This window comes from Micromonospora sp. SL1-18 (assembly GCF_047921505.1).
Classification (GTDB): domain Bacteria; phylum Actinomycetota; class Actinomycetes; order Mycobacteriales; family Micromonosporaceae; genus Micromonospora.
The window spans coordinates 1-22786 of sequence record NZ_JBLROA010000059.1 but is presented as its reverse complement, the minus strand read 5'-3'; the positions used below and the strand labels follow the sequence as shown (position 1 = coordinate 22786).

Sequence of the window (22786 nt, the reverse complement as noted above, 5' to 3'; positions counted from 1 at the left end):
GGCGGAGACAGCGGCGGCCGGCGGAGACGGTGCCGGCCGGGCCCCAGCGTGTGGGGCCCGGCCGGCTCAGGAATCGGTGGTGACTCAGTGCTCGTGCGAGGCCATCTTCTGGCGGACCTCGTCCATGTCCAGCTTCTGCACCTGCTCGATCAGGTTCTCGAGCGCGGACTCGGGCAGGGCGCCCGGCTGGGCGTAGACGATCACGCCGTCCTTGATCGCCATCACCGTGGGGATGGAGCGGATGTTGAACCTGGCCCCCAGCTCCTGCTGCGCCTCGGTGTCGACCTTGCCGAAGACGATGTCCGGGTGACTCTCGGACGAGCGCTCGTAGACCGGTGCAAAGCGCTTGCACGGGCCGCACCAGTCGGCCCAGAAGTCGAGCAGGACGATGCCGTCGCGTTCGGTTACGTCTTCGAAGTTGGCCGTGGTCAGCTCAACCGTTGCCATTGCACTCTCCGATCAGCGCGGATTGTCTACGTCGGGTGGAACCAGGGTGGATGTCGTCCAATTCCCGTGACGTACGCGACGAAACGCTCGGTTACGTCGTGGTCACGCTCCAACCCATCGAGCCCAATCTGTCTCCCTGGTGTGCGGAACGCAAGTGCACGCCGCATTTGCGTGACCACAGGTGATGGGAGCGCTTCCAGGGAGATCACTGCGAGTGCGAATTACGGAACGGTAATTTGCCGACTGACAAGGAGCTATCCGAGCCATGGAGATCGCCTGCGGAGTGACCCACCGTTACTAACCGTGTTGTTACAAAAAGGTAAATGTGACGCCTGTCTCTGTTGGTGTGGGCTGGCCGTACGGCAGAATCTTTCGCATCAGAGCGTGGGCGGCGGGTGCCGGGGAGGGCCCCGCCGCTCATTGCGTCTCCCCCCGGATCTGGTCCCGGGGGCGGCATTTCCCCACCGCCAGCGCCCTCGTCTCCGTTCTTAACATGCGGTAAGGCATGCTGGGCCCGGACTCCATCGCCGCCCGTCGAAGGGGACAAGCATGCAGTTCGGCCGCTACTACGAGGAGTTCGAGGTCGGCGCGGTCTACCGGCACTGGCCGGGCAAGACGGTCACCGAGTACGACGACCATCTCTTCTGCCTGCTCACCATGAACCACCACCCGCTGCACATGGACGCCCACTACGCCGGGTCGGCGACCCAGTTCAAGCGCAACGTGGTGGTCGGCAACTACATCTACTCGCTGCTGCTGGGCATGTCGGTGCCGGACGTCAGCGGCAAGGCGATCGCCAACCTGGAGATCGAGTCCCTGCGGCACGTCGCCCCGACCTTCCACGGCGACACCATCTACGGCGAGACGACGGTGCTGGACAAGCGGGAATCCGCCTCGAAGCCGGACCGCGGCGTGGTGGCGGTGGAAACTCGGGGCTACAACCAGGACGGCACCCTGGTCTGTGTCTTCCGCCGCAAGGTGATGGTCCCCAAGAAGGAGCACGCGGCCGCGGCCGTGCCCGAGGGCGTCGACCCGGAGCGGCCCAGCTTCCCGGAGCCGCGCTGACGTCCGCCGTACGACGCCGGGCTCCTTCCGATCCGCGTGGAAGGGGCCCGTTTCCCGTTTCGAGGCATATGCTGACGCCGGAGGTCTCCCGATGAGCGAGCGCAGCGAGCGAATCATCATGCCCAGCGCGCCGGTGCCTCATGATGCCGCGGAGCGAAGCGGAGCGGCGGCATGAGGCCCTCCGTCGCCGGAGAGCCGCCTTCTGCCGGACGTCGTGCCGCACCACCGACCACCGCCGTCTACTCCGCGGCGGAGTGGGATCTGTTGATCGAACTGCCGGGTCGGGTCCTCGTCGCCGCCGCCTCGCCGGGACCCGGGCGTCCGCCCCGCGGGGTGGCCGCCGGGCTCGCCGGCATGGACGCCGTGGCGGCCGGCCGGGGGTTCGACAGCGACCTGGTCCGGGCCGTGGTCTCCGCGATCTACGCCCGGCACGACGAAGCCGCCGAGCGGGGCGACCGGCTCACTGACATGGTCGACCTGCTCGCCGCCTGCCGGGCCGCGGTTCGGGTGCTACGGCGACGGGCCGACCCGGCCGACTCGGCGGTGTACCGGCAGTGGGTGGAGTCCGTCGCGGCCCGGGTCTGCCGGGTTGGGGACGCCGGACCCAGTCCCGCCGACCGGCGCTTCCTCGATCGGCTCGGTGGGGCGCTGGACCTGCGTTGACAGGGGTCCGGGAGCGGGTGGCAGGCTCGGGCCGTACGCTCTGGAAACCGTGACCGACGACCAGCTCGACGTGGGTGTGGGGCCGTGGCCCGGCGACCCGCCGGACGACCCGCGGTACGACCCGGAGCTGCTCGCCGAGGGCGACCGGCGCAACGTGGTGGACCGTTACCGCTACTGGCGGCGGGAGGCCGTGGTGGCGGACCTGGACCGGCGCCGGCACGACTTCCACGTGGCCATCGAGAACTGGCAGCACGACTTCAACATCGGCACGGTGGTCCGCAACGCCAACGCCTTCCTCGCCGCCGAGGTGCACATCGTCGGGCGGCGGCGGTGGAACCGGCGCGGGGCCATGGTTACCGACCGCTACCAGCACGTCCGGCACCATCCCACGGTCGAGGAGTTCGTCGCGTGGGCGGCGGCGCGGCAGCTGCCGGTGGTCGGCATCGACAACCTGCCTGGCTCGAAGCCGCTGGAGACGAGCGTCCTCCCGCGGCGCTGCGTTCTCCTCTTCGGCCAGGAGGGGCCGGGGCTGTCCGACGTGGCTCGGACCGCCTGCGACCAGCTCTTCTCCATCGCCCAGTACGGCTCGACGCGGTCGATCAACGCCGGGGTGGCCAGCGGCATCGCCATGCACGCCTGGGTCCGCGCCTACGCCGGGCCGCCGCCGGACTGACGCCATCCGCCCGCATCCGCCCGCTCCGCTTGACGCCCCGCCGGTACGGGGTGACGGTGGAGATGTGAGTGTCGCGATGAGCTGTCCGAGGTGCGGCGGGTCGGTCCGGGGGCCGGACCTGATGCACGGTGAGTCGCGGTGCCTGCGTTGCGGTCCGGTGCCGCCGTTGCACGTACCTGAACGCATCGGCGCCGAGATCCTGGCCAGCGTGGTGGATCGGGTGGCCGCCGACGTCGATCCGCCCGGCCGGCCGGGCGTACCGCTCTGGTGCCCGTGGCCGCTGCCCACCGGGTGGACGCTGAGCGGGGTGGCCTGGGCCGGGGACGACCGGGGCGGCGTACGCGCCACCGCGGTGGCCTGCGCCGGCCCTGCTCCGCTCGACGGCGGGCCGGCCGATCTCCTCTTCGTGGCCGAGGAGCCGGGCGTCGGGCTGGGTTCCCGGCTCGCCGGGCTGCCCGGCCCCGACCCGGGGCCGCAGGTCGCGGAGGCGCTGGCGGACCCCGGCCCCGGTCATCCCGAACGCGTGCCGCACGCCAAGATCCGGGTTGGAGGCCACCCCACTCCACTGTGGCTCGTCAACTCTGCGACCGATCGAAGTGCGTACGCCGGCGAGGCTCGGGGAATGTGGCTTCATGCGATAACCTGGCCGGCGAGTGCGGGTTACCTCCTCGCGGAAGAAGTCGTGCTGCACGACCTCACCGAGTGGACTCCGCCTGAACTCGTGTACGGCGCACCGTCTCCGTACCTGCGCGGGCGGGCCTGACCGGCCGGCACCGGCGGGTTGGAGAACGTGCGCAGATATTCACTGTACGACACCTTGCTGATACTCTGGGTACTACTGCGGTAAATAGACCCGGCACCGCGCGAGAGGATGGCCCGTCATGGTCAAGAAGGTCCTCACCTGGGCCGGCATCGCATTCCTGATCTTCTTTGTTGCCTACCGGCCGAACTCCGCCGCCGACGTCTTCAAGTCCCTCGGTGGCGGCATCATGGACATCGCCCAGGGCTTCGGCGACTTCTTCACCAGCCTGGTCGCCTAGCCGCCCATGGGAAGCCCAGCCGGTCCGCCCTTCGACCCCGACGATCCAGACCGAGAGCGCCGGGAGCGCGACACCGAGCCCATCCCCCGGATCGATCCTGACGACGGTCCCGGCTACGGCCCAGGCCCCGGCTACGGCGACGGCCCCTCCCTTTCGGATGATGTCGCCTTCGGTGACGGGCCGGGCTACGCCGGCGAGGGCCGCTCCGGGCGGGCCTGGATCCGCGATCCGGAAGGTGGCCACCAGCCGCCGCAGATCTCCGAGGATGAGCTTGCCGGGCTGCGCGCCGACGCCTCCGGCATGTCCCCCCGCCGGGTGCTGCCGCTGGAGGACGAACCCAGCTCGCTGGTGGCCCGCTACCTCTTCCCCACCGAACGCTACCGGGGCGAGTGGAAGCGGCACTGGATCCACCTCGCCACGCCGATCCTCATCGGCATCGCCGCCACCTTCGTCCTCGGCTACCTCTCCGGCTTCCTCGCCGGGCGGAACGTCGGGGCGTTGACCACCGTCGCGGTGCTGCTCTGGTTCGCCGTGATGGCCTGGGTCGCCTGGCGGGTCGGGGACTGGTGGTACGACCGCTTCATCCTCACCAACAAACGGGTGATGGTGGTCAGCGGCATCATCACCCGCCGGGTGGCGATGATGCCGCTGGTCCGGGTCACCGACATGAAGTACGAGCAGTCGCCGACCGGCCGGGCGCTCAACTACGGCACCTTCGTGCTGGAGTCCGCCGGCCAGGACCAGGCGCTCCGCGAGGTCAAGAACCTGCCCAACCCGAACGAGCTCTACCTGCGCGTCGTCGAAGAGATGTACGAGCCGCAGGCCGTCGAGGCGCGGCTGGGCAAGGAGGCGGACGAGGCCAAGGCGGACGACGGGGCCTGAAACTTTTCGTCCGAACATCGGATGAACTGCGCACCATTTGCCGTCGACCCGCACCGTCCGGGCGTGGCAGCCTGCCTACAGGACGGGGCGCGGAGGTGATGCGGTGGCGAACAGGGACCCCTTGGAAGAGGAGTTCCGCGAGTTCGTCGCGGCCCGTTCCAGCGCCCTGCTGCGTACCGCGTATCTGCTCGCCGGAGACTGGGCGACGGCCGAGGACCTGCTGCAGACCGCGCTGACCAAGACCTACCTGGCCTGGAAGCGGCTCGGCGGGATCGAGGCCATCGAGCCGTACGCCCGGCGGGTCCTGGTCAACACGTCGACGAGCTGGTGGCGACGTCGCTGGCACGGTGAACGCCCGACCGAGGTGCTGCCCGAGCGGGCCGGGGTCGACGAGATCGAGCAGCAGCTCGACCGGGACGCCCTCTGGCGGCACCTCCGGGCCCTTCCGGCGCGGCAGCGGGCCGTCCTGGTCCTCCGGTTCTACGAGGACATGTCCGAGGCGCAGACCGCCGCCCTGCTGGAGATCTCCACGGGCACGGTGAAGAGCCAGACCGCGCGGGCGCTGAACACGCTGCGCCGCCGGCTGGGCTCCGAGGCCGCCCTCGGCCTGCCGGCCGAGCAGGAGGCGACCCCGACCCCCGCGCCGCGCAGGCCATCGGCGCCCCGGGCCGCGCGCCCGCCGGTGGTCCGGCCGGCCCCGCTTTCCGCCGGCCAAGCCATCGCCCGCCCCGCCACCAGCGTGCCGGTGGAGACCCGATGAGCGAGCGGAGCGAGCGAGTCATCAGGCGCAGTGCGTTGGTGCCTCATGGTGCCGCCGAGCTCCGCGAGGTGGCGCCATGAGCGAGCGAATCGCCAGGCTGAGCCATCCGCCGAACCCCTGCGACAACCAGACGGGCGGCTCGGAGCGTCCATTTTCCGTGACTGACGACGAGCTCGAGCGGGCGCTGCGGGACACCTTCGTCCGCCGGGTCGCCACGCCACGGCCGCTCGCCGCCGACCCGGCCGGCCTGGCCCTCCGACGGGCCCGGCGGGTCGGCCGCCGCCGCACGCTGACCGGTCTCGCCCTGGCCGGGGTGGCCACGGTGCTGGTCACCACCGGCATAGCCCAGTTCGGCGGGCCGACCGGCCCCGACGGCACGCCGGCCGTGGTGCTCGGCGATCCGCGTGGATTCTCGCCCTCACCGCTGCCCACCGAGTCTGCCGTCGCGCCCCCCACGGCCGGCCCGGTCCGCCCCGAACTCGACCTGATCGTCGGCTCCTGGCTCTACACGAACGGTGGCGAACGGTGGGAGCTGACCGGGGTGAGCGCGGTCGAGCGGGCGCAGCGCGTTCCCGACCACGGGGGCTGGCTGCTCACCTCGGCGGTCACCGCCGCCGGCCGTACCCTCTGGTGGGTGCCGCCCGACGGCAGGCCGCCGCAGGTGGTGCTCGCCGGCGCGGACGCGGTCGCGGTCGCCGCGGACGGACGCCGGGTCGCCTGGCGCGACGGCCCCGAGGTCTTCGCCGCCGGCATGGTCGCCGGCCAGCTCCTCGCGACCACCCGGGCGGCGGCTCCGCCGGGGGCCGTGCCGGTCGGCTTCGCCGGCGACACCGTCCTGATCCGGCAGCCCGACCGGGGTGGTTTCCGCGTCTGGCACGCGCTGGTCGACGATCGGCTGGGCGCCGTGAAACCGGACGTGCTCAACGTCTACGGCGTGCGCCCCGACGGCCTGGTCGCCGGTCAGGTCTCGGCCGGTACGCCTCGACGGCCCTGCCTCGCCTTCCTCGACCCGGCGCGGGACCTCGCCACGGTCCGCACCGGCTGCGGCCCGGAGTTCGCCACCGACGGCCTTGGCGACGTCTCCGCCGACGGGCGATGGCTGCTGGTGAACGGCGGGCGGAACACAGCGCTCCTGGTCGACCTGGGCACGCTCGGCTCCGGCGGATCGGCCCCCCGGCCCGCCGGGCCGGCGCTGACCGGGGTGGTGGCGTGGACCCGGTCGGGTGGCGCCCTGCACGTCGACGCCACCGGCGCGCTGGTCCGGGTACGTCCCGGCGAGGTGGCGGCCGGCGAGCAGCCCTTCTCCTCGCCGGTCGACGGGGTCGCCCCGGGTGACCGGCCCGTCGTGGTGGCCGACACCCGCCCCTGACCGGCGTCCGCTCACCGCGTCCGGCGGCCACCGAGGGAGCGGTAGCGTCGGCGGGGTGACTGCCGTCCGGATCGACCTGCATGCGCACTCCACCGCCAGCGACGGCACCCTCAGCCCGGCAGAGCTGGTCCGGGCCGCCGCCGACGCCGGCCTCGATGTCGTCGCGATCACCGATCACGACACCACCGGCGGCTGGGACGCCGCGGTCCGTGCGCTGCCGCCCGGGCTCACCCTGGTGCGCGGCGCCGAACTCTCCTGCCGGTGGTACGGCGTCGAGCCGGCGATCCCGCTGCACCTGCTCGCGTACCTCTTCGACCCGGCCGAGCCCGAACTGGCCGCCGAGCTGGCCCGGGTCCGGCGCGCCCGGGAGGAACGCGGCGAGCGGATCGTACGGCTGCTGCAGGCCGACGGCATCGACGTGAGCTGGCGGGAGATCCTGGCCGGCGCGGCCGGCGGGACGGTCGGCCGCCCGCACATCGCCCAGGCGCTGATCCGGGCCGGGCTGGTCGCCACCACGAGCGAGGCGTTCGGGCCGGACTGGCTGGGGGAGCGGTACCGACTGCCCAAGGAGGACATCGACGTGTTCCGGGCGGTGGCGCTGGTCCGGGCGGCCGGCGGGGTGCCGGTCTTCGCCCACCCCCGGGCCTCACGGCGCGGGCGGATCGTGCCCGACGAGGCGATCGTGGCACTGGCGGCGGCCGGGCTGGCCGGCCTGGAGGCCGACCACGAGGACCACACGCCCGCCGAGCGGGCGCACGTCCGGCGGCTCGCTGCCGAACTGGGCCTGGTGGTCACCGGGTCGTCGGACTTCCACGGCGCGCACAAGAGCGTCCACCTCGGCGCGCACACCACCGACCCCGAGGCGTACGAACGCCTCGTCGCACTGGCCAGCGGGGTGACCCAGGTCGCTTCGGGGTGATGCGTGTTTCGGCCCAGGACGGCGCGGCTACCTTGTTCCGGTGGATCTGAAGCTCTTCGGCGAGGTCTTCGTGACCCTGCTGGTGATCACCGACCCGCCCGGCATGATGCCCATCTTCCTCGCGCTCACCGGGCCGCTGCCCGCCCGCGAGCGGAACCGGGCCGCCTGGCAGGCAGTCGCGCTCGCGCTCGGGGTGATCGTGATCTTCGCCGTGGCCGGGCAGACCCTCCTCGCGTACCTGCACGTCTCATTGCCGGCGTTGCAGGCCGCCGGCGGGCTGCTGCTGGTGCTGGTCGCCTTGGAGCTGCTGACCGGCAAGGCCGACGACCCGAGCCAGCAGACCACCTCCAACATCGCCCTGGTGCCGCTGGGCACCCCACTGCTGGCCGGGCCGGGCGCCATCGTCGCCACCATGCTCTTCGTGCAGCGGGCCGGTGGGTTCACCGACTACCTCGCGATCGCGCTCGCGATCGTCGCGGTGATGGTCACGGTCTGGGTGGTGCTGCGCTTCTCCGGCGGGATCGTCAAGATCCTGCGGCCGGGCGGCATCGAGGTGCTCACCCGGATCGCCGGCCTGCTGCTGGCGGCCATCGCGGTGCAGCTCATCGCCGACGCGGTGGCCGCCTTCGTGAAGCATTTCCTCACTCAGGGCTGACCCGGCCGGCCCGCCGTCGCCGGGGTGTCGTACGGGGGTGGCAGGATCTCAGGCGTGCGACGACCCTCCCCGATCGGACGACCCACCGGCGGCCGGCCGCCCCGGCCCCGCGCCGAGCAGGCCGAGCAGCTCGGCTTCGAGGGGATGCCGGAGCGCCTCTTCGTCTGCACGCCCAGCAAGCTCGGCGCGTACGCTGACTGTCCCCGGCGCTACCGCTACTCCTACGTCGACCGGCCCGCGCCGCCCAAGGGGCCGCCGTGGGCGCACAACTCGCTCGGCGCCAGCGTCCACACCGCCCTGAAGAACTGGTACGCGCTCGCGCCGGACCGCCGCCGCCCGGAGGTGCTGGCCACCCTGCTCAAGGGCACCTGGGTGCGCGAGGGCTACCGCGACGACGAGCAGGAGCGCGACAGCTTCCGCCGGGCGCTGGCCTGGCTGGAGTCGTACGTGGCGGGGCTCGACCCGGCCGACGAGCCGGTCGGGGTGGAACGGGTGGTCGCCGTCAAGACCGGGGTGCTCGCGTTCAACGGCCGTGCCGACCGGATCGACTCGCGCCCCGGCACGGACGGGCGGCCCGAGCTGGTCATCGTCGACTACAAGACCGGCCGCGCCGGGCAGGACGCCGACGACGCTCGCGGCTCGCAGGCCCTGGCCCTCTACGCGTACGCGGCCGAGCGGGTGTTCCGCCGGCCCTGCCGCCGGGTGGAGCTGCACCACCTGCCCACCGGCACGGTCGCCGCACACGAGCACACCCCGGAGTCGCTGCACCGGCAGCTGTCCCGGGCCGAGGAGACCGCCCGGGACATCATGGCCGCCGAGCGGGCGGTTGCCGACGGCGCCGACCCCGACGAGGCGTTCCCCACCACCCCGGGGCCGCGCTGCGGCTGGTGCGACTACCGGCGTACCTGCCCCACCGGCGCGCAGACGCCCGGCAAGGACCCGTGGGCGGCCGTCGAACGGCCCGACTGACCGTCTCGGTGGCGGGAAATGGCAACCGGCGATGCCCGGGCGGCGGGACGGGCCGGGTTGCCGCATGCGGAGCGGCCCGCAGTCCGCGGGCGGGCTACGCGACGAGGCCGAGCCGGGCCGCGCGGTCCTTCGCGGCCTGCTGGATCGGCCCGACCCGGTAGCGGAGCGGAAGCGCCGACAGGGCCAGCCGCAGCGCGCGGACGCTCAGATCTGCCGACAGTGCGGTGGTGGGCAGACCCAGGCCGCCGTACAACCGGCGTGCCCAGGCCGGCAGCAGCGCCAGCGCGGTGCCGGCTAGCCCCAGGTACGCCCAACGCGGCGGGCCGAGGTGCAGGCCGAGCTTCACCGGCAGGCTGAGTTTCCAGGGGATCGGCGGCGCGGTCAGGAAGAGGGCGGTCTCCGCCGCCTCCTTCGTCATCCGCAGGTCGGGGCGGATCCGCCGGTAGTAGTCGGCCACCTCAGCCGCGGTGCCCGGCACGTCGGCCGGGTCCAGCCCGACCAGGGCCGCCGCCCGGCGCTGCTCGGTGTAGTAGGCGTCGACCTCGGCGTCGGTCAGGGTGAGCCCGGCCCGGCGGGCGGTGCTGACGAACGACTCGACCTCGGCGACGTGCACCCAGCGCAGCAACTCCGGGTCGTCGATCCGGAACTCCTCGCCGGTGGACGGGTCGGTGGCCCGCATCCGGGCGTGCAGCGTACGCAGCCGACGGCCGGCCGCCTCGGCCTCGGCCGTGGTGCCGTAGACCGTCGTCGCCACGTAGGTCGCGGTCCGGGCCAGCCGGCCCCATGCGTCGGTGCGGTAGTTGCTGTTCTGGGCGACTCCGGCCATCGCCCGGGGGTGCAACGCCTGGAGGTAGAGCGAGCGCAGCCCGGCGAGGATCAGGATCGGCTCCGCGTGCACCTTCCACGTGACCGATCCCGGACCGAACAGGCCGAGGTCATCGGTGTCCACCGACCAAGAGTGCCATGCGCCGGGCCAGCCTCGGGCCCGCCGGACACGGTCCGGCCCACCTACCGCGGCCGGAGCGGGGAGACGATCAGTCGTCGACGGAGCGGCGAGCCTGGCACGCGGGGCAGAGACCCCAGAAGGTCACCTCCGCCTCGTCCACCTCGTAGCCGTGCGCGGTGCGCGTGTCGAGGCAGGGGGCGTTGCCGGTCGTGCAGTCGATGTCGGCGATCTCGCCGCAGCCCCGACAGACCACGTGGTGGTGGTTGTCCCCGACGCGCGCCTCATACCGGGCGGGACTGCCGGCCGGCTCGATGCGGCGGGAGAGGCCGGCGCGGGAGAGCGCACCGAGCACGTCGTAGACGGCCTGGGTGGAGACCGAGTCGAGCCGCTCGCGGACCCGGCGGGTGATCTCTTCGACCTCCAGGTGGCCGCCGGCGGCGAGGACGTCCAGCACGGCGAGCCGCGGTCGGGTGACGCGCAGGCCCCTCGACCGGAGCAGTTCCTCTCCGCTGGACATGAGCTAATGACAGCACGCGTTTTCGGGGGCGACAACCGAGCTGGAACCGGGGTGGCCCGGGACACAAGGTGAACCGCAGCCGCGACGCGCTCGTGTCGATGTGATGAAGGGGCGACGGCTGGGCACCAGCCGTACGCTGACCGCGCTCCGGTCGACTCGTTGGAGGTGTCGGTGTTCAGGGAAGTCAGCGGCCTGCCGCTTCACGTCTTGGTCATACACGCCGTCGTGGTTTTGGTGCCGCTGCTGGCGCTGATCTCCGTCACGTACGGGGTGTTTCCCCGGTGGCGGTCGCGGCTCGACTGGGCGGTCGCGGGCCTCGCCGTGGTGACTCCGATCGCCACCTTCCTGGCGAAGGAGTCCGGGGAGGCGTTCGAGGAGGTACAGCGGGAGCGGGGGGTCGGGGGCGAGTTCCTCCGGCAGATCGAGGAGCACTCCGAGTACGGCGACACCCTGTTCTGGTTCACCATCGGGTTGGCCGTGGCGGCGCTCCTGCTCCTGCTGGTGACCAGCGGCCTCGCCCGGGTACGCGGCCTGCCTCGCTGGCTGGCCCCGGTGCTGGCCGGGGCGGTGGTCGTCCTCGCGGCCTTCGCGCTGGTGTACGTCTATCTGGCCGGCGACAGCGGTGCCCAGATGGTCTGGAGCGGCCAGGTCTGACACGCCGAGTCAGAAGATCACCCGCGCGCAGAGCAGGCACATCAGGATCACCAGCACCACCCCGGCGACCGCCCCGATGCCGTAGGTGAGCCGCTGGGCCTGCTGCTCCGCCTGGTCCATCACGGCCATGTCCTGCGGCGGCAGTTGCCGGGGCGGAGCGGGCTGTACGTGCACCGGCGGCCGCCAGCCGGGCGGGGGAGGGGCGGTCGGCGGCGGGCCGGAATACCCGCCGGCCGGAGCACCGCTGCCGGGCCAGCCGCCACCAGCCTGCTGAGGCTGGCCGCCGGCGGCGGGCTGCCGGTCCGCGCCCGGAGCGGGCCGTGCCCACGGGCTGTCCGTCTGGCCCGTGCCCGACCAGAGGCTGTCCGACTGCCCCACGCCGGGCCCTGGGCCACCAGCCTGCCCCACGCGGGGCCAGGCATCGCCGCGCAGCCCAGCGCCGGGCTGGCCGTCATCGACTGCCGGCTTGGCGGGCTGGCCGCCATCGGTCGCCGACTCGGTGGGCTGGCGGGCATCGGCTGCCGACTCGGTGGGCTGGCCGGCATCGGCTGCCGGGAGCCTGGGCTGGTTGCTGCCGACTCCGCCCTCCGGCTGCTCCGGGGTCGGGCGTCGCCAGAACTCGTCGTCGGGGCTGCCACCGCTCGGCGTCGTCACGCCGTCCGACGCTACCAACGCCCGGGGCGGTCGGCGCGCCGTACACGACGGGCGAACTGGCCGGGTGGCGGTGCCGGGAATGGTGGAGGACGCTGGGCGAGCTGGCCGGCTGGCGGTGCCGGGAATGGTGGAGGACGCGCCGGTCGAACCGGGCCCGGGGCGCGTCGGACGGCCGGGAGGGTTCGCTTTCGCCGGTATCCTTGCTGCTCGTGAGCGATGCCGGTATGCGTGGCGCGCGCGGCGACGACGACCGCGTGGTCGACCTCAGTGACGACTTCGTGGTGCTGCCCGAGCAGACCACCGACGACACGGACCGCGGCTGGGGCGAGCGGTCCGGCGGCAACGACGACTGGCTGCTGGCCGAGCGCCCCCCGCACTGGGACTGATCGACCGCGCCCGGCGCTGCTCGGCTGGCTGCCCGGGCGAGGACCGCCAGAGGCTGCCCCGCGCCACCGCCAGCAAGTCCGGCCGCTCGTGGCGCCGGAACGGCGGGTCATTCGCGTACCACCACCGCGAAGCGGCTGCCCTCGGGCACCCCGACGGCCCGCTGCGCCTGCTCGGGCCGGAGCGCCAGGTAGAGCGCGGAGGAACCGTCGACCACCCCGGCGCCCACCACGTCGAGCACCAGCGCCCGCGGGGCGAGCAGCTTTGCTTCCCCGGCCGCTCCGCCAGCAGGTATGACCAGCAGGTCCACCCGGGCGCCCGGGCGGAGCACCGCGAGGGCGGCCGGCTCGGCCAGCCGGACCGGTACGCCGACCGACCCACCGGGCAGCGGCAGCGCGCCGCTGGGGCGACCGTCGCCCGGTGGCGAGGGACTCGTGGCCGGGGCGGGCTGGGCCGGGGCCGCGTCGGGCGGGCAACCGGCGGGGGCCTGCAGAAGCGCGGCGGCCAGGCCGAGCAGCATCGCGACCAGCGCCACCCGGAGCAGGGTGCCGCCCCGGGGCAGCCCGCGCCATCGCACCGGCCGCAGTGATTCCTCGCTCGCCACCACCCGCGCCCCTTCCGCCAGCCGACCCGATGGACGCCGGCAGCCTACGAGCGCAACTCGGACCGTCGCCCACCGAAGGCGCCACCCTGTGGACAACCCACCCGCCTGTGGACAACCCCCAAACCCCGCCCCCGTCTGCTAGCCCCACCCGCGCCGCCAACGAAGCGAGCGGCTTCTTTCACGGAAAAAGTGGCCATCCCAGCGGAAATGGCCACTTTTTCCGCGAACTTGCGCGGATCTTGGAGGTGATGCCGGGTGGGGCGGCGGTTAGGAGGAGGTGGTGGAGGTGCTGGCGGCCGGGGTCTTGGTGGACGAGCCGCTGGTTGAGGAGGACGAGCCGTTGCTCGACCCGTTCGACGAGTTGCTCGTCGACGACTCGGCCATGGCCGGCTTGCTCGAGGTGCTCGAGGTGCTGTCGGACCCGGAGGAGCGCGAGTCTGTCCGGTAGAAGCCGGAGCCCTTGAACACGACGCCGACCGAGTTGAAGACCTTGCGCAGCCGCCCCTCGCACGCGGGGCACTCGGTCAGCGGCTCGTCGCTGAAGGACTGCACCGCCTCGAGCTGGTCGCCGCACGCGGTGCAGGCGTACTGGTAGGTGGGCACGTTCTCCTCCGTATCTGGCACGGCCGGCTGGCACTCGACATATTCGAGTGCCAATGGTGCGTCATGGAACCCGGGTTCGTCCAGCGGAAGCGTTCGGTTCCACACCGGGCCCCAGCGGCAGCGTACGCAGGCCGTCGGTCGGGGTGATCACGGCGTGTACCGGGCGGTCGTGGGGCTGCGCCGGCACCGCCTCGACCAACTCCCCGTCGTGCAGCAGGGCCACCGTCAGCGTCGACGCGGGCACCCGGGCCAATGCCCGGTCGTACGAGCCGCCCCCCCGGCCGAGTCGCCGTCCCCGGTGGTCCACGGCCAGGGCCGGCACGATCACCAGGTCCGCTCCGGCCACGGCAGGGCGCCCCAACCGGGGGCTGGTCGGCTCGCGCAGCCCCCGCCCGGCCGCCCGCAGCGACCCCGCGCCGCTGTACGCGGCCCAGTCCAGGTCCAGGTCGTCGCGGAGCACCGGCAGCAGCAGTTCCGCCTCGGGCGGGAGTGCCGCCCGCAGCACCTCCGGCAGTTCGCTCCCGCCCGGCTCCGAGCCGACCGGCACGTAACCGGTAATCCGGGCCGGACGGAGCCGACGTACCAGCGAGACCAGCTCGGCCTGGACGCGCGCCGCCGCCTCCGCCCGGCGGACAGCGGGCAGCGACCGGCGGTGGGCGAGCAGCGTCACACGCAGGTCGCGCTTCGCCTCATGTGCGACATCCGCTCCATCAGAAAATTCCGGCACGCAACACTCCTGACGCAACGCTTGCCTCCCGATCGCTCTGTGTCAGCATCGCAGCAAGGGGCGCAGAACTTCCGGGAGGAAGCTTGACGCTACGCGGGCGGTTGACGGCGGCCTTCCTCGCGGTGGTGCTCGGCCCCGTCCTGCTCGGCGCCTTCTTCGTCGGATCGATGATGTCGGCCGTCGACCGCAGTCGCTCCACCGAGCGGCTGGGTCTGGCCGCCGCCGGGGTGCGTACCTCGGTGGACGCTCTCTGCCAGCAGCTGCGTGCGGCGGCCGACGCGGTCGCGCTGGTCACCGATACCGCCGCCCGTCCCCGCGCGGCCGACCAGGCGGTGGGGCGCGGCCTGGCCGCCGCCGTGCTGATCATCGACCCCATGGGCCGGACCAGCTACGCCACCCCGGGTGGACCGGATGGGCCCTGGCAGGACTGCGCCGATCCGCCGGCTGCCGGCCCGGTCCGCGCGCTCGCCGCCACGGTCCAGCTCCGCGACGCCGTCGGTGCCGACCTGGGCGCGGTCGCCGCCGCGCAGCCCGTCGACCCGGCCTTCGTCGCGCGGCTCGCCGCGGTGACCGGCGTCGCGGTCACCCTCCTGGACGACTCCGCCGGCACCGACCAGGTCACTCACACCACCGAGACCCCGGAGGTACGCGAGGCGGTGCTGGCCGCCGCCCGCACGATCGACGGGAACCGGGTCACCGAGACCGCCGACGGCCGGTACGTACGCCGGCTCGGTCCGTCCCCGGGGCAGCCGCTGCCGCTGGTCCTCTCGGTCCCCGGTGAGCGCCCGCCGGGCCTGTATGCCGCACTGGTCGGCGCTGTGGTGCTCGCCGCGGCGCTGGCCGTGCTGGCCGCCGGGCGGCTGGCCCGGGTGACCACCCGGCCCCTGATGGAGTTGGCCGGCGCGGCTGACCGGGTGGCGCACGGCGATCTGACCGCCCGCGTGCCCGTCCGCAGCCGGGATGAGATCGGCCGGCTGGCCAGGGCGTTCAACCGGATGACCCGGGAGACCGGCAGCTACGTGGCTGCCCTGACCAGCAGCCGGGACCAGTTGCGCGGGCACCTGGCGGTGCTCGGCGACACCCTGGCCAGCACCCACGACCTGCAACGCATCCTGCGGGTGATCCTGCGCAGCGCGATCGCCGCCACCGGCGCCCGGGCCGGCGCGGTGCTGCTGCTCGACGGCGACGGTGTGCTGGTCGGCCGGTGCGTCGAAGGGCTGGACGGGCGCTGGCCCACCGCCGACCCGTCTGACCCGGCGAGCGAGCGGTCCGATCCGGCGACGCTGCGGGTGCCGGTCGGCACCGGGGTAATCGGCACGGTGGCCGGCACCGGGGAGCCGCTGCGCGGTCGCTGGGAGCCGGCGGACACGCCGACCGGGGAACCGACCTGCGAGACGTACATCGCGGTGCCGTTCGCCGCGCCCGGGGCGGCGGAGCTGGGCGGGCGCGGCGACCCGGACCGGCCCGGCCACCCGCCGGCCGACTCCGAGGCCGACTCCGAGGCCGGCTCGGTGGCGCTCGGTGTGCTGGCCCTCTACGACCGGCTCGGCGCGGACGAGTTCGACGACGACGACCTGGTCACCCTGCGGACCTTTGCCGGGCACGCGGCGGTGGCGGTGGAGAACGTCCGGGTGCACGAGGAGGCGCAGCGGCTCTCCCTGACCGACCCGCTGACCGGCCTGTGGAACTACCGCTACCTGCGCGAGTCGATCCGGCGGGAAGTGGAGCGGGCGAACCGGTTCGGCCGGATGCTCAGCGTCCTCGCCCTCGACCTGGACCGGTTCAAGAACGTCAACGACACCTGGGGGCACGCCGCCGGGGACGCCGTGCTCGTCGAGTTCGCCCGCCGGGTGCGCGGCGAGATCCGCGAGGTGGACCTGGCGTTCCGGCAGGGGGGCGAGGAGTTCGTGGTGCTGCTGCCGGAGACGGACGCCCGGGGCGCGGCCATCGTCGCCGAGCGGCTCGGCGCGGTGATCCGGGACCAACCGGTACCGGTGGACGGGCACTCGGGGCCGGTCCGGGTGCCGGTGACCGTGTCCATCGGCATCGCCGTCTACCCCGACCACGCCGCCACCGGCCAGCAGGTGCTCGACGCCGCCGACGACGCCCTCTACGCGGCCAAGTCCGCAGGCCGGGACGGCTACCGGCTGGCTCGCGCGCCCGACCCGGCGCCCACCCGGGAGATCCCGGTGGTGTCCGCCGCGGTCAGCCCGCCCGACGGCCTGCCCCGGGCCGGCACGGTGGACTCCGCCGGTGCGGGGCAGGGCGGCGCGTCTTCCGGTCCTCACCCGCCACGGCAGAGCCGTGGCCGATAGTCTCGCGACATGTCGGAGCATTCAGCGAATCCCTCAGCGACGGCCGCGACCGGCCGTTCCCGTGCGGTCAAGGCGGTCATCCCAGCTGCCGGCCTGGCCACCCGGTTCCTGCCGGCCACCAAGGCGGTTCCGAAGGAGCTGCTGCCGGTCGTCGACCGGCCGGTGCTGCAGTACATCGTCGAGGAGGCCGCCCAGGCCGGCCTCACCGACGTACTGCTCATCACCGGGCGCGGGAAGACCTCGATGGTGGACCACTTCGACCGCCGCCCCGACCTGGAGGACCGACTGGAGAGCAAGCCCGAGCTGCTCGAGGCGGTACGCCGTCCAGAAGAGCTGGCCGAGATCTACACCTGCCGGCAGCCCGAACAGCTCGGCCTCGGCCACGCCGTCGGGTACGCGGAGTCGCACGTCGGCGACCAGCCCTTCGCGGTGCTGCTCGGCGACGAGTTCGTCAAGATGGACGAGCCGCTGCTGCCGGCGATGCTGGAGCTGCAGGCCCGCACCGGCGGCGTCGTGCTGGCGTTCTTCGAGGTCGACCCGGCGGAGACCAAGCGGTACGGCATCGCCTCGGTCGAGCCGGCCGAGCCGGAGTTCAGCGACATCGCCGACATCGTCAAGGTCACCGGCATGGTGGAGAAGCCGAAGCCGGAGGACGCCCCGAGCAACCTGGCCGTCCTCGGTCGGTACGTGCTGCCGGCGAGGATCTTCGACGCGATCCGGCGGACCCAGCCGGGCAGCGGCGGGGAGATCCAGCTGACCGACGCGATGGAGCTGCTGCGTACCGAGGGGGTGCCGGTGCACGCCATCGTCTACCGGGGCACCCGCTACGACACCGGCATGCCGCTCGGTTACCTGCAGACCGTCGTCCAGATCGCCGCCGAGCGTGACGACCTGGGCCGGGAGTTCCGCAAGTGGCTGGCCGAGTTCGTCAACTCCGACGCGTCGGGCGGTCCCAGTAGATGACCGCGACGGCCGACGCCGAGGCGGCCGCGAACGAGTTGACGCCGCTCGCCGACTACCTGGGCAGCGTGCTGCGCAGGTTACGCGCGCTGCCTCCGCTCGACCTCGACCTCACCCAGGCGTACGGCAACGTCCTCGCCGAGGACGTCGTCGCGCCGCACTCGTACCCGGCCTTCGACCAGGCGGCGGTGGACGGGTACGCCGCGCGCTGGGAGGACATCTCCGGAGGGAGCCGGGGCCCGGGCTACGTCCCGGCCCCATCGGGCACGCCGGGTGGCCACAGCATCCGGCTGAACGTGGTCGGCGACCTGGGCGCGGCGAGCTGGCGGCCGGTACGGCTCACCCCCGGCTCGTGCTTCTCCGTGGCGGCCGGCGCGCCGCTGCCCATCGGCGCCGACGTGGTGGTCCCGGTGGAGTGGACCGACCAGGGTATGGCCGCGGTGGAGATCTTCCGCGCCCCCAAGCGCGGGTACGGCCTCCGCCGCGCCGGTGAGGAACTGCCCGCCGGCACCCTGCTCGCCCGCGCCGGCACGTACGTCTCGCCGGCCCTGGTCGCCGTCTTCGCCGCCACCGGAATCGGGCACGTGGTGGTACGGCCCAGCCCACGGGTGGTCATCGTGGCCACGGGCGACGAGTTGGTCGACGTCGGCCGGGCCAGCCAGCCCGGCCAGGTGGTGGACACCAACTCGCACGCGCTGACCGCCGCCGCGGCCGAGGCGGGTGCGCTCGCGTACCGGGTGGGGATCTGCGACGACGACCCGGAGGCGCTGCGTGGCCTGCTGGAGGACCAGACGCTGCGGGCGGACCTGATCATCACCACCGGCGGCACCGGCACCGGGCCCGGCGACATGGTCCGCCGGATCCTTTCCCGCCGGGAGGGCGGCCGGGCCGGGCCGGTGGCCTTCACAGAGGTGGCCCTCTATCCCGGAACGGCCCTCGGATTCGGTACGGTCGGCGCCGAGGAGGTGCCGGTGGTGTGTCTACCCGGTGAGCCCGGCGCAGCGCTGATCGGCTTCGAGGTGCTGGCCCGCCCGGCCATCGCGCTGCTGGCCGGTGCCGAGCCGGTGTTCCGGCCCAGCGTCCGGGCGCATTTGCTGGAGACGGTCTCGTCCCCCGGCGGGCTGCGCGAGTTCCGCCCCGCGCACGTGGCCGAGCGGCGTGGCGGCGGGTACACGGTCCAGCCGCTGGCCGGCGGGCCGTTCACCCTCGCCGGCCTGGCCGAGGCGAACGGCCTGCTGGTCCTCGGCGAGCGGGTCACCACCGCCGCAGCCGGGTCCACGGTGGACGTGCTCCTGCTGGACCGGCGTAGGTGAGCGCGAGGAACGAGCGTTCCCGGGCGGCTCGTGTGGGACGCGGTGGCGCAGGAATGCGAGGAGAGCCTGCGAGCCCCGCGGTCGCGGGCGGAAGGCCAGCCCGGTGAGCTGGTTCCGGCGGCCGCCCGGTTGGCCGGCGGTGCTCGTGGACGGTCCGGTCGTGCTTCGGCCCTACCGGCGCTCCGATGCCGTGGCCTGGTCGGAGGTCCGGCGTGCCAACCGGGCCTGGCTGTCCCCGTGGGAGTCCCATCTGCCCGGAAGCTGGGACGAGCAGAACTCGCCCGCCGTGTTCCGCCTCGTCCACGTCGACCAGCGCCGCTCGGCGCGCACCGGTGACGGACTGCCGTTCGCCGTCTGCCTGCGCGAGGGCGGGCAGGAAAGGCTGGTCGGCCACCTCAACGTGGGTAGCATCGTCCGCCGCGCGTTCTGCTCCGGGTACGTCGGCTACTGGGTGGACTCCCGAGTGGCCGGTCGCGGCGTGATCCCCACCGCGGTCGCGCTGGCGGTGGACCACGCGTTCGGCCCCGGCGGGCTGCACCGGATCGAGGTGAACATCCGGCCGGAGAACACTCCGTCCCGGCGGGTGGTGGAGAAGCTGGGCTTCCGCGAGGAGGCCTACCACGTTCGCTACATGCACATAGACGGCGCCTGGCGGGACCACATCGGATACGCGATGACCAGTGAGGAAGTGGCCGCCGAGGGCGGGCTGCTGGCCCGTTGGCACCGCGTACGTGACAGGCGCGGGTGAAGCCTCCCACCCGCCGCGTCCGGCGCGGCGCACGGTCAACCTGGTCGACGGCCCGTAACCTCAAGTAACTGCAAGCTGTGGCAAGCGCTGCGCGACTGCACGATCTGCGCCGTGGACGACGGATGGCGGAAGAAGTTGCGATCGAGCGGTGCGGGCCCGAACTTTGGTGACGGGAGGGGTGAGGGTGCCGACCTCGGTGCTCCTCGCCGTCCTCGCCGCCGCCGGCCTGCTCGCCCTCGCGCCGGCGCTGGTCCGCCGGTACGACGCCACTGAGCGGCTGGTGGCGGAGCGGGCGCAGTCGACGGCGCGGGTGCTCCAGCGCCGCCGTCGACGTCGTACCGTGCCTGGACGGCGACCGGTCCGGCCGCCCCGCGCCCTCGTTGTCACTATGAGTGAAGGCTCTGACACGAAGGGTCTGCCGGCACCGGTCTCCGCGCCGCCCGGCGCCCGCCGGTCGGGCCGGCTCCGGTCGGTGCCGCCCGTCCCGGCCAGGTCCCGTCGACGGCACCCGCCGAAGCGTCGCCACCACACCCCGGCGATCTACCGCCGGCGCCGGGTGCTGGCCGCGCTGCTGCTGCTCAACTTCGTCGAGCTGATCGGCGTGGTGCTGGTCGGCCCCGGGTTCTGGATCAGCGTCTCGGTGACCGGCACCCTGCTCGTGGCGTACGTCGTACACCTGCGAAAGCGGGCCCTGGCCGACCGCCGGCGGCGGCGCGCGGAGGCCCGGGAGGCGGCCTGGCTGGCCGCCCGCCAGGCCGAGGTACGCCGCGAGCAGGCGCGGCGCGCCGCGGCCCGGCGGGAGGCGCAGCGGCGCCTGGCCGCCCAGCGCGAGGCGGTCCGGCGTACGGCGATGGGGTTGGATCTTCCGTCCGACCTGCCCCGGGCGGCGAGCGGTGGCTCGGTCTCCTACCGCCGGGCGGGCGGCCTCCGTGGCCGCGCCTACGAGGCGGGCCGGGGTTCGCACAGCGCCTGAAAAAATCTTGGGCTGGTTTGTCGAATCCGGCGGGCACCGTTCGACGGGTTGGTGAAGGCCGGCGCAGGGCCGGCCGCTACTGACGCACAGGAGCGCACACCATGGCCAAGATCGTGTCGAACTTCTTCATCTCGCTGGACGGCGTCGTGGAGCGGCCGGACCAGTGGCACTTCCCCTACTTCGACGACGAGATGGGCGCCGCTGTCGGTCGCGGGGTGGAGGCGACCACGGCGTTCCTGATGGGCCGCCGGCAGTACCAGGAGTGGGCGGAGTACTGGCCGAACCACAGCGGGGGCGAGGACGCCGGCTTTGCGACGTTCATCAACTCGATCCCGAAGTACGTCCTGTCCAACACGCTCACCGAGGCGACCTGGCAGAACACCACCCTGCTGTCGGGCGACCCGTCACAGGTCGCCGCGCTGTTGCGGGAGATCAAGGAGCAGGCCGACGGGGAGATCGCCATGTCGGGCAGCGCCACCACGGTCCGGTGGCTGCTGGCCAACGGGCTGCTGGACGAGCTGCGGCTGCTGGTCCACCCGATCGCGGTGGGGCAGGGGCAGCGGCTGTTCGAGGAGACGTCGACGTACCCGCTGCGGCTGGTGAGCCAGGAGACGTTCAAGAGCGGCGTCCTGAACCTCACGTACGCGCCGGCTTAGTTCGCCTTTCGCGTGCCGGCGGAGCTTGGAGATCTTGGAAGGTTTGGGCTCCTCGGAGGGCCTTTTCCTTCCAGGATCTCCTCGTTGGGTGGGGTGGTTCGCGCCGGAGGTGCCGGACCTGTTAGCCTTGTCGCCGGCCCGCCCGGTGCAAGCCGGGTGGGACCGACGCTGGTACGCCAGCGGGGGGCTGTGGCGCAGACCGGTAGCGCACCTCGTTCGCATCGAGGGGGTCAGGGGTTCAAATCCCCTCAGCTCCACCAGTAACACCGTTGACCAGGGAAAACTCCCTGACAAGATCGATAGGGCCAGAATCGGTCCAGGTCGGCGCGGATTCTGCGATTTGGCAGTCGCCGTTCGGCGCTTGGTGCCCGCGTCGCGTAGCGCGGTGCTGATGATGTTGCGGCGGCGGTCTTCCTTGGGCCACCTGGTGGGGTCGGCACTCGAGGTGATCAGGCGGGTCCTGAGTAGCACTCGGGCTAGAGGATCAAGCTAAGCCAACTCTGGTAGGAGCTACGGAAAGGTTCGATGCCGCTTGTCAGGTTGACTGCAAGGCGGTCAGCTGCGCTTCGGGCGGCGGTCAGCAGGTCGGTGGGGTAGTCGTACCGCACGCTGTTTGCTTCGAACTCGTCTTCGTCGAGGAGGTCCACAACGCCACCGTTACGAGACCTCAGGATGTCGAGATCCAGGTCGACCATAGCTACCCTGTCCCGGCGCAGCCACTGCGCCGGTGTGGTGATGTCGCAGTAGATGTCCCAGGTGCTCGGCTCGGCGAAGAAGATGGCGGTCCACCATTCGCCGATCGGTATGAGCCGCACAGTGGCGTGTTCAGTGGTGTAGCTCTGTGCCGGAGCACCTGAGTGGATGATGGTGCCGGCAGGAGCGCCGAGCCAGGTGCCGTGCCGGTCCTCGCCCAATCGCCGCATGGTGACGTGTCGGTGCAGGCTGCCCTTGTACTTGCGGAACACCACGTCGACATCCACGGCGACACAGTAGTTGAGGTGTCGCGCACGTTCCGATGCCTAGAGCGGGTCGCCGTCGACGCGGGCCGATTCCAGGAACTGGCGGACCTCGTCGACGGTCCACGGCTTGTCCTTGCGCGGGGCGGGGCTTGGCCACCCGAAGCAGCGCCGCCGGGTTGCGGGTCAGCGGCTCGTCGCGGACGGCCTTGTTCAAGGCGCCGCGGAGGGTCGTCCAGGCGTCGTGGGCGGTCCGTTCGGAGACGGTCCGTTGGCAGCAGCGGCAGCACTTCCGCTTGCCTTCGGGCCGGGCGGCGTCCTTGCCCTGGAGTTA

27 protein-coding genes and 1 tRNA gene are annotated in these 22786 nt (G+C 72.9%); 20 read left to right on the top strand and 8 right to left on the bottom strand.

Going from position 1 to position 22786, the window contains the following annotated elements; genetic code table 11:
• Positions 1–84 precede the first annotated feature (84 nt).
• Positions 85–447, bottom strand: a complete 363-nt coding sequence (trxA, locus tag ACNAW0_RS23635; protein WP_416290161.1) for a thioredoxin — start codon at positions 445–447, stop codon at positions 85–87.
• Positions 448–996: 549 nt separating this feature from the next.
• Here trxA and ACNAW0_RS23630 point away from each other — a divergent pair.
• The 11 genes from ACNAW0_RS23630 to ACNAW0_RS23580 all read left to right on the top strand — a co-directional run bounded on the left by ACNAW0_RS23630 (position 997) and on the right by ACNAW0_RS23580 (position 9442).
• Positions 997–1512 (top strand): MaoC family dehydratase, encoded by a 516-nt coding sequence (locus ACNAW0_RS23630; protein WP_416290160.1) that lies wholly within the window; start codon positions 997–999, stop codon positions 1510–1512.
• Between the two features lie 171 nt (positions 1513–1683).
• A complete protein-coding gene (locus ACNAW0_RS23625; protein WP_416290159.1) occupies positions 1684–2175 on the top strand; it encodes a hypothetical protein in 492 nt (163 codons plus the stop codon).
• A 49-nt stretch (positions 2176–2224) separates the two neighbouring features.
• Positions 2225–2848 (top strand): TrmH family RNA methyltransferase, encoded by a 624-nt coding sequence (locus tag ACNAW0_RS23620; RefSeq protein WP_416290158.1) that lies wholly within the window; start codon positions 2225–2227, stop codon positions 2846–2848.
• A 76-nt stretch (positions 2849–2924) separates the two neighbouring features.
• On the top strand, positions 2925–3611 hold the full coding sequence (locus tag ACNAW0_RS23615; RefSeq protein ID WP_416290157.1) for a DUF6758 family protein: 687 nt from the start codon (positions 2925–2927) through the stop codon (positions 3609–3611).
• Between the two features lie 118 nt (positions 3612–3729).
• Entirely contained in the window at positions 3730–3888 is a 159-nt protein-coding gene (locus ACNAW0_RS23610; protein ID WP_007455302.1) for a hypothetical protein, read from the top strand.
• 6 nt (positions 3889–3894) lie between these two features.
• Positions 3895–4770: a PH domain-containing protein gene (locus tag ACNAW0_RS23605; protein ID WP_416290156.1), complete on the top strand. Its 876-nt coding sequence runs from the start codon at positions 3895–3897 to the stop codon at positions 4768–4770.
• Between the two features lie 103 nt (positions 4771–4873).
• Positions 4874–5530 carry a SigE family RNA polymerase sigma factor gene (locus ACNAW0_RS23600; protein WP_416290155.1) on the top strand — a complete coding sequence of 219 codons (657 nt, stop codon included), beginning with the start codon at positions 4874–4876 and terminating at the stop codon, positions 5528–5530.
• Between the two features lie 157 nt (positions 5531–5687).
• On the top strand, positions 5688–6899 hold the full coding sequence (locus ACNAW0_RS23595; RefSeq protein ID WP_416290154.1) for a hypothetical protein: 1212 nt from the start codon (positions 5688–5690) through the stop codon (positions 6897–6899).
• A 55-nt stretch (positions 6900–6954) separates the two neighbouring features.
• Positions 6955–7818, top strand: a complete 864-nt coding sequence (locus ACNAW0_RS23590) for a PHP domain-containing protein (protein WP_416290153.1) — start codon at positions 6955–6957, stop codon at positions 7816–7818.
• A gap of 40 nt (positions 7819–7858) precedes the next feature.
• Positions 7859–8473 (top strand): MarC family protein, encoded by a 615-nt coding sequence (locus ACNAW0_RS23585; protein ID WP_416290152.1) that lies wholly within the window; start codon positions 7859–7861, stop codon positions 8471–8473.
• Positions 8474–8617: 144 nt separating this feature from the next.
• Positions 8618–9442: a PD-(D/E)XK nuclease family protein gene (locus tag ACNAW0_RS23580; protein ID WP_416290175.1), complete on the top strand. Its 825-nt coding sequence runs from the start codon at positions 8618–8620 to the stop codon at positions 9440–9442.
• 94 nt (positions 9443–9536) lie between these two features.
• Here the strand turns inward: ACNAW0_RS23580 and ACNAW0_RS23575 are convergent, their stop codons facing one another.
• Positions 9537–10391 carry an oxygenase MpaB family protein gene (locus tag ACNAW0_RS23575; protein ID WP_416290151.1) on the bottom strand — a complete coding sequence of 285 codons (855 nt, stop codon included), beginning with the start codon at positions 10389–10391 and terminating at the stop codon, positions 9537–9539.
• A gap of 85 nt (positions 10392–10476) precedes the next feature.
• Entirely contained in the window at positions 10477–10905 is a 429-nt protein-coding gene (locus tag ACNAW0_RS23570) for a Fur family transcriptional regulator (RefSeq protein ID WP_416290150.1), read from the bottom strand.
• 171 nt (positions 10906–11076) lie between these two features.
• Here ACNAW0_RS23570 and ACNAW0_RS23565 point away from each other — a divergent pair, with 171 nt between their 5' ends.
• Positions 11077–11559 carry a DUF2231 domain-containing protein gene (locus tag ACNAW0_RS23565; protein ID WP_416290149.1) on the top strand — a complete coding sequence of 161 codons (483 nt, stop codon included), beginning with the start codon at positions 11077–11079 and terminating at the stop codon, positions 11557–11559.
• 9 nt (positions 11560–11568) lie between these two features.
• On the opposite strand, the gene ACNAW0_RS23560 is transcribed toward ACNAW0_RS23565, so the two are convergent.
• Positions 11569–12213, bottom strand: a complete 645-nt coding sequence (locus ACNAW0_RS23560; protein WP_416290148.1) for a hypothetical protein — start codon at positions 12211–12213, stop codon at positions 11569–11571.
• A gap of 209 nt (positions 12214–12422) precedes the next feature.
• Between ACNAW0_RS23560 and ACNAW0_RS23555 the strand changes: the two genes are divergently transcribed.
• A complete protein-coding gene (locus tag ACNAW0_RS23555) occupies positions 12423–12599 on the top strand; it encodes a hypothetical protein (RefSeq protein WP_416290177.1) in 177 nt (58 codons plus the stop codon).
• Between the two features lie 107 nt (positions 12600–12706).
• On the opposite strand, the gene ACNAW0_RS23550 is transcribed toward ACNAW0_RS23555, so the two are convergent.
• The 3 genes from ACNAW0_RS23550 to ACNAW0_RS23540 all read right to left on the bottom strand — a co-directional run bounded on the left by ACNAW0_RS23550 (position 12707) and on the right by ACNAW0_RS23540 (position 14531).
• Positions 12707–13204, bottom strand: coding sequence for a flagellar biosynthesis protein FlgA (locus ACNAW0_RS23550; RefSeq protein WP_416290147.1), 498 nt, complete (start codon positions 13202–13204; stop codon positions 12707–12709).
• A gap of 264 nt (positions 13205–13468) precedes the next feature.
• Positions 13469–13804 carry an FmdB family zinc ribbon protein gene (locus ACNAW0_RS23545; RefSeq protein ID WP_416290146.1) on the bottom strand — a complete coding sequence of 112 codons (336 nt, stop codon included), beginning with the start codon at positions 13802–13804 and terminating at the stop codon, positions 13469–13471.
• A gap of 61 nt (positions 13805–13865) precedes the next feature.
• Entirely contained in the window at positions 13866–14531 is a 666-nt protein-coding gene (locus ACNAW0_RS23540) for a 5-formyltetrahydrofolate cyclo-ligase (RefSeq protein WP_416290145.1), read from the bottom strand.
• 83 nt (positions 14532–14614) lie between these two features.
• Between ACNAW0_RS23540 and ACNAW0_RS23535 the strand changes: the two genes are divergently transcribed.
• From ACNAW0_RS23535 to ACNAW0_RS23505, 7 genes are all read left to right on the top strand, one after another.
• Positions 14615–16846 carry a diguanylate cyclase gene (locus ACNAW0_RS23535; protein WP_416290144.1) on the top strand — a complete coding sequence of 744 codons (2232 nt, stop codon included), beginning with the start codon at positions 14615–14617 and terminating at the stop codon, positions 16844–16846.
• Between the two features lie 9 nt (positions 16847–16855).
• Complete coding sequence (locus ACNAW0_RS23530; protein WP_416290143.1) at positions 16856–17809, top strand: UTP--glucose-1-phosphate uridylyltransferase; 954 nt, start codon at positions 16856–16858, stop codon at positions 17807–17809.
• Positions 17806–19119 carry a gephyrin-like molybdotransferase Glp gene (gene glp / locus ACNAW0_RS23525; protein ID WP_416290142.1) on the top strand — a complete coding sequence of 438 codons (1314 nt, stop codon included), beginning with the start codon at positions 17806–17808 and terminating at the stop codon, positions 19117–19119. The genes ACNAW0_RS23530 and glp overlap by 4 nt, the downstream gene beginning before the upstream one ends.
• Positions 19120–19258: 139 nt before the next feature.
• Positions 19259–19867: a GNAT family N-acetyltransferase gene (locus ACNAW0_RS23520; protein WP_416290174.1), complete on the top strand. Its 609-nt coding sequence runs from the start codon at positions 19259–19261 to the stop codon at positions 19865–19867.
• Positions 19868–20045: 178 nt separating this feature from the next.
• Positions 20046–20840 (top strand): hypothetical protein, encoded by a 795-nt coding sequence (locus ACNAW0_RS23515; protein ID WP_416290141.1) that lies wholly within the window; start codon positions 20046–20048, stop codon positions 20838–20840.
• Positions 20841–20941: 101 nt separating this feature from the next.
• Positions 20942–21496 (top strand): dihydrofolate reductase family protein, encoded by a 555-nt coding sequence (locus tag ACNAW0_RS23510; protein ID WP_416290140.1) that lies wholly within the window; start codon positions 20942–20944, stop codon positions 21494–21496.
• Positions 21497–21679: 183 nt separating this feature from the next.
• Positions 21680–21756: transfer RNA gene (locus tag ACNAW0_RS23505), tRNA-Ala, on the top strand.
• Positions 21757–21972: 216 nt separating this feature from the next.
• On the opposite strand, the gene ACNAW0_RS23500 is transcribed toward ACNAW0_RS23505, so the two are convergent.
• The gene (locus ACNAW0_RS23500; RefSeq protein ID WP_416290139.1) at positions 21973–22476 is read right to left on the bottom strand and encodes a DUF402 domain-containing protein; all 504 of its coding nucleotides are present in this window, start codon (positions 22474–22476) and stop codon (positions 21973–21975) included.
• Positions 22477–22786: the final 310 nt, after the last annotated feature.